The following is a 14,350-nucleotide window of genomic DNA, read 5'->3' as shown; positions in this document are numbered from 1 at the left end:
ACGTCATTTCACTTGTTTCGGGTCCGGGCCATGGTGAGCACCACCACGCCCAGCAGGATGACCGCCATGGCCAGGAAATCGCGCCAGCCGAAGCGCTCGCCATTCAATGCCGCGCCCAGCAGCACCGCAATTACCGGGTTCACGTAGGCGTAGCTGCCAGCCAGTGCCGGGCGCACGTTGTGCAACAGCCAGACGTAGGCGGTGAAGGCCACGATGGAGCCGAACACGCACAGGTAGGCCATCGCCAGCAGGCCACCGGTATCGGGCAGGGTGGTCGGTCGTTCGCCCACGGCCAGGCCGATCAGTACCAGCAGCACGCCACCGCACAGCATCTGGCCGGCAGCGGTCATGAACGGGCCGGGCAGATCCAGCCCGCGCGCCCAGACCGAACCGAACGCCCAGCCGATCGGCGCGATCAGCAGCAGTACCAGCCCGGTGGGCGAAGCGGTCAGGCTGCTGCCCGCGTTCAGCCACACCACGCCGACGAAGCCCACCGCGATGCCCAGCCACTCGCCGCGGCTGGCGTGCTGGCCACGCAGCGCGGAAAACAGCGCCATCCACAGCGGCACCGAGGCCACCGCCGTGGCGGCCAGACCCGACGACACCTCGCGTTCGGCCAGCACCACCATGCCGTTGCCCAGCACCAGCATGGTCACGCCCATGATGACCAGGTTGCGCCACTGCCGCAGGGTCGGCTGTGGCAGCTTCCACAACACCCGCAGGGCCAGGTACATCAGCCCGCCGGCAATGATGAAACGGCTGCCAGAGACCATGGTGAGCGGCAGCGCGCCGCCGTGCAGGGCCTTGGCGATGCCCAGGTAGGTGGACCCCCAGACCACGTAGACCAGCAGCAACGCCAACGCAACAAGGCCGCCCCGGGGGGCAGCCGCAGAAGAAACAGGGGGAGCCGACATGGCGCACCAGAAAGCCGGGGGAAGCCGGATTCTAGAGGGTTCGGCTGCATCGCGTACGACGATCTAGCTATGGTTCCTCCCCCCCCGCCGCTGTCATCCTGTGCGGTCCCATGACCTGCCCCGCCTGTTCCGGCACCTGGCGTTGACATGGGATGCAGTACCCAGGAGGCTGACCGCCAGCGCCCCGCGCGCGGCTGGCACCGATCTTTCCCGCACGGAAGCGCCGCATCGAGGATCCCCAACCGGATGAGCACCACGTCCCATTCCGCTGTCCCCAGCACCGACGGCGCCGCGCTGCGCCGGTCGATCTCCAATACCCTCAAAGGCTCCGCCGGCAATCTGGTGGAGTGGTATGACGTCTACGTGTACTCGGTGTTCGCCGTGTACTTCGAATCGCAGTTCTTCTCGCCCGAAGACAAGAACTCCACCATGTACGTGTGGGCGATCTTCGCCGCCACGTTCCTGATGCGCCCGATCGGTGCCTGGTTCTTCGGCCGCTTCGCCGACCGCCATGGCCGCCGCCTGGCGCTGACCGTGTCGGTCACCCTGATGGCCGTCTGCTCCTTCCTCATCGCCATCACGCCCACCGCGGCCAGCATCGGCATCTGGGCGGCGATCATCCTGCTGTTCGCGCGCCTGCTGCAGGGCTTCGCCACCGGTGGTGAGTACGGCGCCAGCGCCACCTACATGTCCGAGGCTGCCATTCCCGGCCGCCGTGGCTTCCTGTCCTCGTTCCACTACGTCACCCTGGTCGGTGGCCATGTGCTGGCCCAGCTCACCCTGTTCCTGATGCTGAGCGTCTGGGGCAAGCCGGAAATCTCCGAGTTCGGCTGGCGCATCGCCTTCGGCATCGGTGGTATCGCTGCGGTGGTGGTGTTCTGGCTGCGCCGTGGCATGGACGAGACGATGGAAGAATCGTCGATCGAAGCCGCGCGCGAAGGCAAGGCGAAGAAGTCCGGTTCGATGTACGAACTGTTCGTGCACCAGTGGCGCCCGCTGCTGCTGTGCTTCCTGATCACCGCCGGCGGCACCATTGCCTTCTACACCTACTCGGTGAACGGCCCGAAGATGATCCAGAGCGCGTTCGCCGCCGACGATCCGATGACCGCCACCCTGGTCAACCTGGGCGTGCTGACGTTCCTGATGGTGCTGCAGCCGGTGGGCGGCTGGCTGTCGGACATCATCGGCCGCAAGAGCCTGCTGGTGTTCTTCGGCGTGGGCGGCGTGCTGTACAGCTGGTACCTGATCACCCAGCTGCCGCACCAGCACGATGCCACCCTCGCCTTCCTGACCCTGGCGCTGGGCTTCGTCATCCTCACCGGCTACACCTCCATCAACGCCGTGGTGAAGGCCGAACTGTTCCCCGCCCACATCCGTGCCCTGGGCGTGGGCCTGGGCTACGCGCTGGCCAATTCGCTGTTCGGTGGCACCGCGCCGCTGCTGTACCAGGGCGCGCTGAAGACCGGCCACGTGGACTGGTTCGCCATCTACGTAACCGCCACGATCGCGGTATCGTTGGTGGTCTATGTGTTCTTCCTCACCAACAAGGGCCCGAACTGGCTCGACGGCACCCGCAAGTAACGCTGCGGTTCTGATGGCAGCCACCGGTGCAATGCCGGTGGCTGCGGTTTACCCGGCCACCCCGCTGATGTGGGTGGCACTGGGCACGGCCCTGGCTACGATGCTGGCCTGGCTGCTGCGACGCCCACCCGCGCAGGCGCAATGGCCGCGTATCGGTTTCGGCATCGCCCTGCTGCTGTTCTGCATTGCCCTGCTGGTGGCGCTGGCCACGGTGCTGGGCGGCGACACCACGCCCATGAACCTGCAACTGCATCGCGGTGAGAATCCCGGCCGCCCGCTGGCTTCCGGTCCGCGGGCCGGCCTGTATTTAGTCGCTTTGGTCGCCAGCGCCTGGGGCGCATGGCGGCTGCTTCGTGGCCGCCGGTAGCGGCGACGCGATTGATGGCGGCTGGGTGACGTCGACTGTCAGTCGACTGCCTTCCCGTCCGACGCATGAAACCCGTGGTTCGCGCGAAGTCGACTAACAGTCGACCCTACCGCAGGCGTCATGGCGCCGATGCCATACCTCCGCCGTCATGGCGGCGCGGTCATCCCCACGCCACCACGGCCGATCCAGCCCCCCCCGCCATCAGCGGCGGGCGGCTTCACTCTTCTCGCGGGCGCCACGGAATTCGGACGCTTCTTCCCAGGTCGGCCAGCGGCGGCTGTTGGCCAGTTCGGCGCCCAGGTCGTACACCAGCAGGGTATCGGCGGCATGGCCGGCCGGATCCCAGCGGGGGGTCCAGGCATCGCAGGCCTGGTGGTAGCAGTTGGCGAAGTACTTCTCGCGCAGCGCGCGCCCGGCTTCCACGCCACCGTCCAGCTTGTCCAGGCCCGGGCCGATGGTGATGGCCGGCACGCCCAGGCGGGCGAAGGCGAAGTGGTCAGCGCGGTAGAAGAAGCCGGCTTCCAGATTGGGGTCCGGGCTGTAGCTGCGGCCGCGGGCCTTGGCCACGCGCTCCAGATCCCCTTCCAGCGACACGCGCCCCTTGCCCCACGAGGCAATATCGCGGGTGGCGCCATCGGGGCTGAACATTTCGATGTTCAGCACGGCGGCGGTTTTTTCCAGCGGCGCCAGCGGGTGCGCCGCGTAGTAGCTGGCGCCCAGCAGGCCCTTCTCTTCGGCGGTCAGGGCCACGAAGAACAGCGTGCGCTGCGGCTGCGGGCCGGCGGCGAACACCCGGCCCAGTTCCAGCACGGTGGCCACGCCGGTGGCGTTGTCGATCGCACCACGGCGGATGCGGTCGCTCTTGGCATCGGCCTGGCCGATGCCGAAGGCATCCCAGTGCGCTGAGAAGATCACGGCTTCATCGCCGTGCTCGCCACCGGGCAGCTTGGCCACCACGTTGCGGGTCACCACCTGCTCGCGCTTCAGCGCGAATTCCGCGCTGAGACGGGCATTGTCCAGCTGCACCGGGCGGAAGTCGGCCTGCATGGCCTTGCGCTTCTCGGCGTCGAAATCCAGGCCGGCGTCGGCGAAGATCGCCTCGGCCAGCGAGCGCTGCATCCAGCCGCGCAGCGGCGTGTGCTGGGCCATCGCCTCGGCGTTGCTGCGTTCAATGTCGAACAGCGGCGAGGTGCCCGAACTCTTCACCGTGGCCCAGCCATAGGCGGCCGGCGCGGTCTCGTGCACGATCAGCACGCCCTCGGCGCCACGGCGCGCGGCTTCTTCGAACTTGTAGGTCCAGCGGCCGTAGTAGGTCACCGCCTTGCCGTCGAACGCGCCCGGCGCATCGGCTTCGAAGTCGGCATCGTTGATCAGCACCACGGCAATCTTGCCGTGCAGATCCACATCCTTGTAGTCGTTCCAGTGGCGTTCCGGCGCATCGATGCCGTAGCCGACGAACACCAGCGGTGCGTTCTTGATCTGCACGCGCTTGCGCGGCTGCAGGCTCTGCAGGGTCACGTCCTCGCCGTTCACCAGCGCGCGGGTGCCGCCCTTCAGGGCCAGGCTGGCCTTGGCCGCGCCATCCAGCTGCGCACGCACCAGCGGTACCGGCTGCACCCAGCTGCCATCAGCGCCACCGGGCTGCAGGCCATAGCTGCGGAACTGTTCGATCAGGTACTGCACCGTGCGCTCTTCGCCTGCCGTGGCCGGGGCGCGGCCCTCGAACTCGTCCGAGGCCAGCACGCGCACGTGGCGCGACAGCGCCTGCGGATCGATGCCACCACCGGGAAGATCATTGGCCGCATGGGCCAGGCCCCCGACGAACAGGCAGGACGACAGCAGCAACACGCGCATCGGATTCACGGCAATACCACGGCAGGAAGGGATGCCCTGAAGTGTAGCGTGACAGTGCGATGACGGCGTGCGTTGCGTTCAGCGACGCACGCGGTCCAGCCAGCAGGCCAGGCCCTGCGCGTTCAATTCGATATCCATGGCCAGCACCTCGGCCACTGCGGCCTGGTCCAGCGCGCAGCCATGCGCCTGCGCGCGCTCCAGGTACAACGCCTGCAACGCCGCCAGCAGGCAGCGATGGCGATCAGGCCGCCCATCGCATTGGCGGCCGATGGTGGCCATGGCATCAATCTGCTCGATCAGGTCGGCTGCCAGCGCCCGCACCTGCTGCACCCGCCCGTAGTGGGTCAGGTACATCGCCTGCGGGTCGTACGCCAGCATGCGCTCGATCGACGCCTTCATGGCCTCGGGATCGAACTGCACCGGCGAGGACGTGGGGAAGATGAAGGCGCCCTTGGCGCTGTCCAGCTCGCGGTAGGAAATGCCGAAGGTATCGCCGGTGAACCAACTGCGGCTGCGCGCATCCCACACACAGTAGTGGTGCAGCGCATGGCCGGGAGTGTGCAGCAGCAGCAGTTCGCGGCCGGCCAGATCGATGCGGTGGCCATCGTCGGCCACCACCACGCGCTGTTCGGCAATGGGCTCGATGCGGCCATAGCTGCGCGCGATTTCCTCGGCACCGTACACCGCGGTGGCGCCGGCAATCAGCCGGGTCGGGTCGATCATGTGCGGTGCGCCGCGCGGGTGCAGCACGGCACGGGCATTGGGCAACTGCTGCATCAGCAGGCCGGCGCCGCCGGCGTGGTCCAGGTGCACGTGGGTCAGCAGCAGCCAGTCCACCGCTTCCGGGCCCAGGCCGGCATCGGCCAACGCCTGCAACATCGCCGGTACCGACAGACCGGTACCGCAGTCGACGAAGGCGGCGCGATCGTTTTCCACGATCAGGTAGGCGGCATCGAACTGCGCCCGCTGGAAACCGGTATCGATGGTGTGGATGCTGGGGTCGGCGGTCATCGGCACGCACCTGGCAGGTGGCGGAACAGACCCCCATGGTAGGCCGCCGCAGGGGCGCGGTTCGATGCGGCTTTGGTCGGAGGCGGCTCCTGTAGAGTCGAGCCATGCTCGACTGGGCGGAAAAGCAGTCGAGCATGGCTCGACTCTACAAAAGCGGGTTTACCGGGCCAGGTACCTCGGCCGCAGCAGCAGTGCCAGCACCAGCACCGCCAGGAACGCGCCGTAGGCGTACAGCACGGCCAGTACCTGCGGCCAGATCGGGCCGGCACCGGCCTGCACCAGGCCGATATGGTGGCCCCACAACATGGCCACGATGCTCAACAGGAAGGCCAGCACCAGGCTGGCGCTGTCGAACACGCGCCGCCGCAGGGTGCGCGGCTGGCGCGGGAAGAGCCAGTACAGGCTGCCCAGCAGCAGGAACCAGGGCAGGAACAGCAGCAGTGACAACCAGGCCATTGCAGACTCCGCGTCAGGGACGTTGCGCAGTTCCACGTGCCGACCAAGATCGGCACCTACCGATTACCCATTGCCGTGATGTTCCGGCACGTTACTCGCCGCGCAGCGCCGCCAGTGCGGCCAGCACGGCCTCTACGTCGGCTTCCAGCTTGAACAGCTCGCTCTGCAGCGCGTCGCCCTGCTCGGCCTGCTTCAGCACGGCAATCAGCTGGCCGGCATCACGCGGCGAATCGAAGCCTTCGCTCTGGATCAGCAGCGTGCCGTCCCCGGCCGTCAGCTTGAAGTAGAAGTGGCCGTCCTTTTCGCGGTACTGCTTGAACAGCGGCGGGGCCACGCGGGCCACGCCGGCGTCGTCGCTGGCGATATCGCCTGCGCTGGACAGATCGCGCAGACCCACGGCGTGGCGCAGTTCGTCCAGCAGCGGCATGGCCAGCTGTTCGCGCAGCTGCTGGCCACGGCGCTTCAGCAGCGCTTCGATCTTTTCCGGTTCGGCCATCAGTGCGTTGTAGCGCTCGCGCAGCGGCGACAGTTCGCTGTCGATGCGCTCGAACAGCTGCTGCTTGGCATCGCCCCAGCTGATGCCCTCGGCGAAAGCCTGGGCAAACACAGCGGTCTGCTCGGCGCTGGCGAAGGCCTGGTACATCTGGAACAGCGCCGAACCTTCGGTGTCCTTCGGTTCGCCCGGTGCGCGCGAATCGGTCAGGATCGAGAACACCAGCTTTTTCAGCTCTTCGCGCGGGGCGAACAGCGGAATGGTGTTGTGGTAGCTCTTGCTCATCTTGCGGCCGTCCAGGCCGGCCAGGGTGGCCACCTGCTCGTCGATCACCACCTCGGGCAGCGGGAAATATTCCTTGCCGTACACGTGGTTGAAGCGCTGGGCGAAATCGCGCGCCATTTCGATGTGCTGGATCTGGTCACGACCCACCGGCACCTGGTTGGCCTTGAAGATCAGGATGTCGGCGGCCATCAGCACCGGGTACATGAACAGGCCGGCGCTCACGCCGGCATCTTCATCCACGCCTTCCTCGCGGTTCTTGTCCACCGCGGCCTTGTAGGCATGGGCACGGTTGAGGATGCCCTTGCTGGCGATGGCGGTCAGGAACCACATCAGTTCGGTGGTTTCGCGGATATCGCTCTGCCGGTAGAACCACACGTGTTCCGGGTCCAGGCCGCAGGCCAGCCAGCTGGCGGCGATCTCCAGGGTCGCGCGCTGGGTGCGCTGCGGGTCCTGGGCCTTGATCAGGCTGTGCAGGTCGGCCAGAAAGAAGAAGCTCTCGATATCCGGCGCGCGGCTGGCGGCGATCGCCGGGCGGATGGCGCCAACGTAATTGCCCAGGTGGGGCGTGCCGGAGGGGGTGATGCCGGTAAGGACTCGGGTCGTCATGACTGCGTGCGGAAACCTTCGATGAACGGGGCCAGTTTACCGCGTGCCGGGCCAACCCCGTCGGCGCCGGCCGTGCGTTCGTTCACTCGAGCCCACCGGAGACCTGCCATGAAGCGCCTGCTGCCCCTGCTGCTGATCCTGCCCCTGGCCGGCTTCCGGCCTGCCCCGCCGCCGTCGGCCCCCTACCCGCAACAACCGGTGCGGATGGTGCTGGTGGACCGCGACCGCGATACCGAACTGCGCAGCTATGCCGCCGACGGCCAGCAGTGGGTGGCCGGGGAACGCGGCCACCGATACGCGGTGCGCCTGTACAACGACAGCCCCAGGCGGGTGCTGGTGGTGCTGTCGGTGGACGGCATCAATGCCATTTCCGGCGAAGATGCTGATCCGTCGCAGACCGGCTACGTGCTCGACCCGGGCCAGAGCGCGGACATCACCGGCTGGCGCAAGAGCCAGGACGAGGTGGCCCAGTTCGTCTTCAGCAGCCCCGGCGGCAGTTACGCCAGCCGCACCGGGCGGCCGGACAACATCGGCGTGGTCGGCATGGCGGTGTTCAACGAGGCCTACCGCTGGCGACCCACCCCGCGCCCGCCGCTGCGCCATCTGCCGCCGCCGGCACCGGCCGCGCCGGCCCCCGCCGCCGAATCCGCCGCGGCCGACGCCAGTGCCAGCCGCATGGAAAGCAGCAGCGCCAGCAAGGCACGAAGCCAGGCCCCGGCGCTGGGCACCGGCCATGGCGAGCGCGAGTACTCGCAGGTGCGCGACACCCAGTTCGAGCGCGCCAGCCGCACGCCCACCCAGGTAGTGCAGCTGCGCTACGACAGTGCCCGCAACCTGCGCGCACGTGGCATCCGCCTGGATGAACCGTCACGTCTGGCGCAGGAGCCGCAGGCCTTCCCCAACCGCTACGTGCCCGATCCGCCGGCGCGCCGCTGAGCGCACACAGCACGACGCCCGCACCATTTCGGCGCGGGCGTCGGGCTGCGGGGGAAGCTCAGGGGGTCTGAGCGCAGGACTTACCTGAAGTCCGGGTAATCCTTGCGCACGCTGTCCGAAAACTCGCTGACTTCCTTCTCGGCACGGTCCTTCGCCCAGCCATAGCGCTCCTGCAGACGGCCGGCCAGATATTCGGCGTTGCCTTCTGCCACATCGAAATCATCGTTGGTCAGATCGCCCCACTTGGCCTGGGCCTTACCCTTCAGCTGCGACCACTTGCCGGAAATGATGTCTTTGTTCATTGCTGGAATCCTTGGTTGCAACGGCGTTCTTACCGTGGCTCCAGCTTCGCGCACAGCCCGTTGAACAGCGGTCAATCCAAAATGAAAGGCACGCTCACGTGCTTGAATGGTTCACTACCCGGCGCGTGGCACGGCCGCTGCACGCGCGCACGAAAAAGGCCGGGACATGCCCGGCCTTTCCGTGTGTCGCACCACCGCAGGCTCAGTTGCCCTTGGCGGCATCCTCGACCTTTTCGCCAGCCTTCTGCACATCCTTGCCGGCACCGGCAACGGTATTGCAGCCGGACAGCATGGCCACCGAGAACATCGACAACAGCATCAGGGCAACTACACGCTTCATGAGCTTCTCCTTGGGTTGGCCGCTACACCGCGCACATCGCGGGTCGGATTCTGTCGGTTGGCGGCGGTACCCGAAGGCATCGTCGTCGCTTGACGTGCAATCTGGCGGCAACGGCGTGGAGCGAGTGTGAACGACGCAGCGGGCCATTCAGACTGCGGCAGGCCGGCTCAGTCGCGCATCAGGGTGGATTTGCCGAACAGGCTCTCCACCAGGTCCACGGCCAGCTCGGCAGTGGTGTTGTGGTTGTCCAGCAGCGGGTTCAGTTCCACGATGTCCAGCGAGCCCATGCGACCGCTGTCGGCAATCATTTCCATCACCAGCTGCGCCTCGCGGTAGTTCACCCCGCCCGGTACGGTGGTACCCACGCCGGGGGCGATGCTGGGGTCCAGGAAATCCACGTCGAAGCTGACATGCAGGTGGGTGTTCTCATCCACACCAGCCAGCGCGGCTTCCACCGTGCGCTTCATGCCGTTCTCATCGATGTAGCGCATGTCGTACACATCAACCCGGTGGGTCTTGATCAGGCGCTTCTCGTCCGGGTCCACCGAGCGGATGCCGATCTGGTGCACCTGGGTGGGGGCGATGGCCGGGGCGCTGCCGCCCAGCCGGGTCAGTTCGTCCGGGCCCAGGCCGCACAGGCAGGCCACCGGCATGCCGTGGATGTTGCCCGACGGGGTGACATCGCTGGTGTTGAAATCCGAATGCGCATCCAGCCACAGCACGCGCAGGGTCTTGCCCTGCTCCCGGCACCAGCGTGCCACGGCGGTGATGGAACCGATGCCCAGGCAATGGTCGCCGCCCAGCATGATGGGCATGCGCCCGGCCTGCAGCTCGGCGTAGCTGGCCTCCATCAGTGCACGGTTCCAGGCCACCACTTCATCCAGGTGGCGGTAGCCGGCCACCGGCGCCGTCCACGGGTTGCGCGGGCCGTCCAGGTTGCCCAGGTCGCGCACGTCCACGCCACGCGCGGCCAGCGCCTCGGGCAGGCCGGCCACGCGCAGGGCTTCCGGCCCCAGCCGCGCCCCGCGATGGCCCGCGCCCACGTCGGTCGGCACACCAATGAGGGTGACGGAAATGGGATGGGCCATGGGTGCCTCCTGCGAACGAAAAAGAAGCACAGTCTAGCCAGAGGCGTGTGACACCACTCGCGGCGGTGCAGCAGCGGGGGTCAGCGGCGGCGTAGGCGTATTTGAGCTAGGCGCTGCCTGCTGCGCAGGGCGGCACAGTGATCTTCCCAGCAATTCCATTCCGCACCCACGTAATCACAGCTTCCAAGTGCTCTTGGGCGGAAGCAGTGGCTACGACCGGGTAGGAAAAAACTACATCGCGGACGCGCTTCCTCCGCGCATTCCAGTAGGAAATTGTGCTTTCCGCGACGACGTTCACGGCACTGTCGGATTTGCCACTTTCGGACAAAAGATCAATTAGTTGAAATTCGACCCCCTGACCTGCGTTGCGACGCGCCGCGCAATGCCCGTCGAGCATTCTCCCTCCGTGGAATTCCAAATGATAACCGCGTCAGTGGCGTCCGTTGGGATAAGGCCCTAGGACTCTGCAATCATTATCGACCCAATTGAGACGGAGGAAAGGATGCAAAAGCAGATAATCGGGATTTCCATCGCCGCGGCGATGGCCATCGGAATCGCGGGAGCCGCCTTCTATAGCTTTGAGTTCCACACTCCTCGTGACGCCGTCTCCCTGGATGTCACCAGCGCTGGTGTGCAGACCGCAGAACAGTCGACGGGCGGGGAGATGCCTGCTTCAGCGGGGTCGACAGCACACCGCTTGGAAATCGACAAGAAAATTCCTTTGGGTTCCTTCCGGCCCTTAGGGCCGAGAGCGTACGAGATCATCAGACCGCGCGAGCTCCGCCCACATGGCGATGCGTTGCTTCATGTCCAACAGTTGATGCAAAGAATGGAGCGCGGCGATGCAAATGCGGCATATGAGATCCACCTAGCTATCTCAGAGTGCCGGACGTTCAACTCATCACGCGCTGACGATCTTTCGGAATCCTCGGCCGCCGTAGGCGCTGAGAAATGGTTTCTGGAGAAAACGGAGAGAATTCTCAAAGAATGCGAATCGCTCATTCTTGCTAAGGATATCTACGAAGGCGACTGGCTATCCCGATCCGCTGCGATGGGTTCACAGGAAGCAATGCGCGCTTACGCGCTATCTCCAGAAGAAACACTTGGATCGCTGAATAAAGTAATTCAAGACCCCGAAAAGTTGAGCAACTGGAAGCATAACTCTTCGACCTATCTGAACGAGCTCGCCGACCAGGGAAACATCTCCGCCATCGGAGATTTGGAACGAGCGTATGCGTCCGGTCAGTTTTCCGCCCCAGACCCCATCCGCGCGCTGGCTTATGCCCAAGTCGTCCAGAGGGTTTCTCCCGGGTGGGTTACCGACGCCGACCTTAGGAAGTACGAAATCCAACTAAACACCAAGGAGAAAGCCCACTCCCAATCACTCGCAAATGAGATTTACCTCAAGTGTTGCACGGAAAAATAGGAATAGATTGCATGGAGCAGAAAAGATCGAACATGACGAACATACTGTCACCCAATAGGTTGGTCGTACTCATTGCCTTGAGCTCGCTATTTTCAGTGGGAGAATCCCATGCGAGCAAGCGCGCCGCGGTCATTCAATGCAGCGAATGTTCCGTCTCGGTGCCAAATCCGGACGAAGCAACGTATCGAACGCTGCTGAGGGAGAAGTCCCAACTCGCCCCGCGAGGTGGCAGTGTTTGGTCCATTGCGAACTCGCTTGCACCGGGAGATCGCCTTACTGTTTGCAACGGCATTGTCTGCGCCGACTACACCTGGCAGGGAAACGACCGGTTTGATTCTGGGATGGAAATCTCCACCTCCCTTCCCCAGCCGTCACGCGGCGGTGGGGGTGGCGGCGGTGGGGGTGGTGGCGGTGGTGGGGCATCCACCGGGGGCGGCGTCGATATTATTGGTGGTTGCTTCGGCAACTGCGGCAAGATCACGATAGGCGCGACGTGAAGTGGGGATTCACGTTTCCGTGTCAAACAGCTCGGGCAGAAGTGCGAAGGCCTAGTTTAGATTCTGGCCGATCGACACGCGGCGGTGCAGCAGCAGGGGTCACCGGCGGCGCACCGGCGTCAGGCTCTGCACCTGGCCGTTGTTGCGCAGCATGCACAGGAAGCGACCATCGGCATAGTCGATGATCAGTTCCTGGTAATCGCTGCCCACCGGCACCTGGGTGACCAGCGTGCCCTGGTCGCCCTTGCGCGCATTGCACGATCCCAGCGCGGTATCACCGGCGGGTGCGGCGCGGGGTGCGCTGGATGTGTTGCGGAACACCGCCCGGCAGCCGCCACTTACCCAGACCGAATGCCGCGACAGGCCCCAGTTCACGCCCTGCTCGCAGCGGGTGCGGCTGAGCTGACGGCTCACTTCCACGGCGCCACGGGTGTTCATGTCGCAGGACACCTGGCGCTGGTCGGTGGATTCGCAGGTGACCTCGTTGGGCAACGCGGCATCGCCGTCGTTGTCGTGCCGGTGCGTGGGCGACGGCGGCGGTGCTGCCGCGCTGTCGCTGGCCTGGCAGATGCCGTTGGCCCCATTGCGGCCGGTGTAGCTGACCTGCGGCGTGCCATCGTCGCCGGTGCTGATGGACACCGTCAGCCCGCTCTGTGCATCGCGCGCTTCGGCGTAGCGGTCATTCACATGCTTCAGGGTGGTCTGCCGCCCCTGCACATAGACCGGCCCGCCCGCGTCGGCGTGCACGTCGATGCCACCGGGGCAGCGGGCATTGAGGAAGGGCACGGCGGCCAGCGCCGGCGTCGTGAGCGCAACACCCAGCACAGCGGCAACAACAGACAGCGTCTTCAAGCGCATGGTCGGTTCCCGAGCGGCCCGGAACGGGCAGATGGGCGGAGTATGCGGCGCAGGTGTCGGAGCGGCTGTGAGTGCTGGGGTTGCGGCCTGCGGCGTCGGTCGCCGGCGCTGACGTGTCTCGCCTGCTGGCGGGTCCAGCGTTCGCCATCGCTGCCGTGTAGGGGAAGGCTGATTCTTGTAGAGGAGAAGCTGCGTTGTGTGACCCAATTCTCGTACATGTCGACTTTCCCTCTTACCGGCCTTGCACCGTCGCGTGATCGTCCCGCTCACGGCAGCTACGACCCACGCGAAAGGTGTCTGAGATGCCGTCATTTCTCCAGAGAAAGACGAAGCATCATGAAGAATCCGCTATTGCATCTACTGCTCGCAGGCGCGATGACAGCCTGTGGATTTTCCGCGCAGGCTACTGAGGCTTTTCACTGCGACGACTGCGACCTTGGAAAGCGCCAGACGCTTTCAAGGGAGCGCGGCGAGGGTGACTACTACTTCTGGGATTTCAGGAATCGCCGCCTGTACCACATGAACGTCAAAGGTCAGGGCGGCGGACCACTCTCTGCAGCGGGCCTGCCCGTCGTCAAGGAAGTCATGTTGACGGCCGAGGAACACGCGATGTTCAACGCCGGCATGCAGTTGTACGACGTCAATGGTGGCTCGCCAGTAGTAACCCACACCCTGCCTGTAATTGACATCCCGGTTCAGCTCGGGCGGGCAGGCAACTCGACACTGGCCGAGCCCGCAGCAGCCCCGGCCGATGACGGCCCAACAGTTCCGATGAATGCCATGGATGCGGTGACTACCCCACAACTCCGTCAGGAAGCGATCCAAAGGACATTCAGCTACTCAAATCTGGGGCCATTCTGGTACACCCTCGAGTCTACGCGAGCATCCATCTCTGCGTTCTCGCAGGCCATTCAATCCACTCTTCTGCCCACGCCTATATCGATCATCAATCGTGTCCCGTTTCCCGACGGGTCGTACATCCTGGTGAACTACAACTGGAACGTGCGGGACTACAGCTACATCCCGGGCTCTGCACGGGATGCGGTGGGCAACGTCATTCCTGACTCGCAAAAGGACATTGCAAACCAGGACCAAGCCACGCAGAACTACGAGTTCCCGAACTCCCCGGCAGGTTACGGGTCGGGCGAAGAGATGGTCAGACACCTTGATCGTTTGGGCGTGGGCTGGGATGGGCCAAACTCGCCGCCGATTCATCGGGGCTACCGGATCGGCTGTACCTACACGCCAACAGGCGTGCGGTGCCAGATCATCTCGTTGAATCCGTGAGAACTGCGGACGACAGACCATGCACGGTAACCGGGTACTTCTAGCCACG

The 14,350-nt window shown here is 65.2% G+C and carries 15 protein-coding genes; 6 read left to right on the top strand and 9 right to left on the bottom strand.

Annotated features, from left to right (window positions below):
* Positions 1 to 8 precede the first annotated feature (8 nt).
* Positions 9 to 914 carry a drug/metabolite exporter YedA gene (yedA, locus tag C1922_RS01555; protein ID WP_108748173.1) on the bottom strand — a complete coding sequence of 302 codons (906 nt, stop codon included), beginning with the start codon at positions 912 to 914 and terminating at the stop codon, positions 9 to 11.
* 246 nt (positions 915 to 1,160) lie between these two features.
* Between yedA and C1922_RS01550 the strand changes: the two genes are divergently transcribed.
* Both C1922_RS01550 and C1922_RS01545 read left to right on the top strand, forming a co-directional pair.
* On the top strand, positions 1,161 to 2,495 hold the full coding sequence (locus C1922_RS01550; protein ID WP_108748172.1) for an MFS transporter: 1,335 nt from the start codon (positions 1,161 to 1,163) through the stop codon (positions 2,493 to 2,495).
* Between the two features lie 31 nt (positions 2,496 to 2,526).
* A complete protein-coding gene (locus C1922_RS01545) occupies positions 2,527 to 2,862 on the top strand; it encodes a hypothetical protein (RefSeq protein WP_234413502.1) in 336 nt (111 codons plus the stop codon).
* A gap of 201 nt (positions 2,863 to 3,063) precedes the next feature.
* On the opposite strand, the gene C1922_RS01540 is transcribed toward C1922_RS01545, so the two are convergent.
* The 4 genes from C1922_RS01540 to C1922_RS01525 form a co-directional block, all read right to left on the bottom strand.
* Positions 3,064 to 4,716, bottom strand: a complete 1,653-nt coding sequence (locus tag C1922_RS01540; protein WP_108748171.1) for a M28 family metallopeptidase — start codon at positions 4,714 to 4,716, stop codon at positions 3,064 to 3,066.
* Between the two features lie 78 nt (positions 4,717 to 4,794).
* Complete coding sequence (locus tag C1922_RS01535; protein ID WP_108748170.1) at positions 4,795 to 5,727, bottom strand: MBL fold metallo-hydrolase; 933 nt, start codon at positions 5,725 to 5,727, stop codon at positions 4,795 to 4,797.
* 159 nt (positions 5,728 to 5,886) lie between these two features.
* Positions 5,887 to 6,183, bottom strand: coding sequence for a hypothetical protein (locus tag C1922_RS01530; protein WP_108748169.1), 297 nt, complete (start codon positions 6,181 to 6,183; stop codon positions 5,887 to 5,889).
* 91 nt (positions 6,184 to 6,274) lie between these two features.
* Positions 6,275 to 7,567, bottom strand: coding sequence for a tryptophan--tRNA ligase (locus C1922_RS01525; RefSeq protein ID WP_108748168.1), 1,293 nt, complete (start codon positions 7,565 to 7,567; stop codon positions 6,275 to 6,277).
* A 108-nt stretch (positions 7,568 to 7,675) separates the two neighbouring features.
* On the opposite strand from C1922_RS01525, the gene C1922_RS01520 reads away from it, so the two are divergent.
* On the top strand, positions 7,676 to 8,503 hold the full coding sequence (locus C1922_RS01520) for a hypothetical protein (RefSeq protein WP_108748167.1): 828 nt from the start codon (positions 7,676 to 7,678) through the stop codon (positions 8,501 to 8,503).
* A gap of 80 nt (positions 8,504 to 8,583) precedes the next feature.
* Here the strand turns inward: C1922_RS01520 and C1922_RS01515 are convergent, their stop codons facing one another.
* The 3 genes from C1922_RS01515 to rocF all read right to left on the bottom strand — a co-directional run bounded on the left by C1922_RS01515 (position 8,584) and on the right by rocF (position 10,233).
* On the bottom strand, positions 8,584 to 8,805 hold the full coding sequence (locus C1922_RS01515) for a CsbD family protein (RefSeq protein ID WP_108748166.1): 222 nt from the start codon (positions 8,803 to 8,805) through the stop codon (positions 8,584 to 8,586).
* 202 nt (positions 8,806 to 9,007) lie between these two features.
* Entirely contained in the window at positions 9,008 to 9,145 is a 138-nt protein-coding gene (locus tag C1922_RS01510; protein WP_108748165.1) for an entericidin A/B family lipoprotein, read from the bottom strand.
* A 167-nt stretch (positions 9,146 to 9,312) separates the two neighbouring features.
* The gene (gene rocF / locus C1922_RS01505) at positions 9,313 to 10,233 is read right to left on the bottom strand and encodes an arginase (RefSeq protein WP_108748164.1); all 921 of its coding nucleotides are present in this window, start codon (positions 10,231 to 10,233) and stop codon (positions 9,313 to 9,315) included.
* Positions 10,234 to 10,735: 502 nt separating this feature from the next.
* On the opposite strand from rocF, the gene C1922_RS01500 reads away from it, so the two are divergent.
* Entirely contained in the window at positions 10,736 to 11,659 is a 924-nt protein-coding gene (locus C1922_RS01500; RefSeq protein ID WP_108748163.1) for a hypothetical protein, read from the top strand.
* A gap of 32 nt (positions 11,660 to 11,691) precedes the next feature.
* Complete coding sequence (locus tag C1922_RS20485) at positions 11,692 to 12,156, top strand: hypothetical protein (RefSeq protein WP_199912212.1); 465 nt, start codon at positions 11,692 to 11,694, stop codon at positions 12,154 to 12,156.
* A 99-nt stretch (positions 12,157 to 12,255) separates the two neighbouring features.
* Here the strand turns inward: C1922_RS20485 and C1922_RS01490 are convergent, their stop codons facing one another.
* Positions 12,256 to 13,014, bottom strand: coding sequence for a DUF3011 domain-containing protein (locus C1922_RS01490; RefSeq protein WP_108748162.1), 759 nt, complete (start codon positions 13,012 to 13,014; stop codon positions 12,256 to 12,258).
* 336 nt (positions 13,015 to 13,350) lie between these two features.
* On the opposite strand from C1922_RS01490, the gene C1922_RS01485 reads away from it, so the two are divergent.
* Positions 13,351 to 14,301, top strand: coding sequence for a hypothetical protein (locus tag C1922_RS01485; protein WP_159091833.1), 951 nt, complete (start codon positions 13,351 to 13,353; stop codon positions 14,299 to 14,301).
* Positions 14,302 to 14,350: the final 49 nt, after the last annotated feature.

Source organism: Stenotrophomonas sp. ZAC14D2_NAIMI4_7 (assembly GCF_003086675.1).
Classification (GTDB): domain Bacteria; phylum Pseudomonadota; class Gammaproteobacteria; order Xanthomonadales; family Xanthomonadaceae; genus Stenotrophomonas.
The sequence above is the reverse complement of the archived record's forward strand: the minus strand, read 5'-3'. Positions and strand labels throughout refer to the sequence as shown.

Excerpts from the sequence above, each read along its gene's own strand:
- yedA (WP_108748173.1), bottom strand. The coding sequence starts at position 914 with ATGTCGGCTCCCCCTGTTTCTTCTGCGGCTGCCCCCCGGGGCGGCCTT.
- C1922_RS01550 (WP_108748172.1), top strand. The coding sequence starts at position 1,161 with ATGAGCACCACGTCCCATTCCGCTGTCCCCAGCACCGACGGCGCCGCG.
- C1922_RS01545 (WP_234413502.1), top strand. The coding sequence starts at position 2,527 with ATGCCGGTGGCTGCGGTTTACCCGGCCACCCCGCTGATGTGGGTGGCA.
- C1922_RS01540 (WP_108748171.1), bottom strand. The coding sequence starts at position 4,716 with ATGCGCGTGTTGCTGCTGTCGTCCTGCCTGTTCGTCGGGGGCCTGGCC.
- C1922_RS01535 (WP_108748170.1), bottom strand. The coding sequence starts at position 5,727 with ATGACCGCCGACCCCAGCATCCACACCATCGATACCGGTTTCCAGCGG.
- C1922_RS01530 (WP_108748169.1), bottom strand. The coding sequence starts at position 6,183 with ATGGCCTGGTTGTCACTGCTGCTGTTCCTGCCCTGGTTCCTGCTGCTG.
- C1922_RS01525 (WP_108748168.1), bottom strand. The coding sequence starts at position 7,567 with ATGACGACCCGAGTCCTTACCGGCATCACCCCCTCCGGCACGCCCCAC.
- C1922_RS01520 (WP_108748167.1), top strand. The coding sequence starts at position 7,676 with ATGAAGCGCCTGCTGCCCCTGCTGCTGATCCTGCCCCTGGCCGGCTTC.
- C1922_RS01515 (WP_108748166.1), bottom strand. The coding sequence starts at position 8,805 with ATGAACAAAGACATCATTTCCGGCAAGTGGTCGCAGCTGAAGGGTAAG.
- C1922_RS01510 (WP_108748165.1), bottom strand. The coding sequence starts at position 9,145 with ATGAAGCGTGTAGTTGCCCTGATGCTGTTGTCGATGTTCTCGGTGGCC.
- rocF (WP_108748164.1), bottom strand. The coding sequence starts at position 10,233 with ATGGCCCATCCCATTTCCGTCACCCTCATTGGTGTGCCGACCGACGTG.
- C1922_RS01500 (WP_108748163.1), top strand. The coding sequence starts at position 10,736 with ATGCAAAAGCAGATAATCGGGATTTCCATCGCCGCGGCGATGGCCATC.
- C1922_RS20485 (WP_199912212.1), top strand. The coding sequence starts at position 11,692 with ATGACGAACATACTGTCACCCAATAGGTTGGTCGTACTCATTGCCTTG.
- C1922_RS01490 (WP_108748162.1), bottom strand. The coding sequence starts at position 13,014 with ATGCGCTTGAAGACGCTGTCTGTTGTTGCCGCTGTGCTGGGTGTTGCG.
- C1922_RS01485 (WP_159091833.1), top strand. The coding sequence starts at position 13,351 with ATGAAGAATCCGCTATTGCATCTACTGCTCGCAGGCGCGATGACAGCC.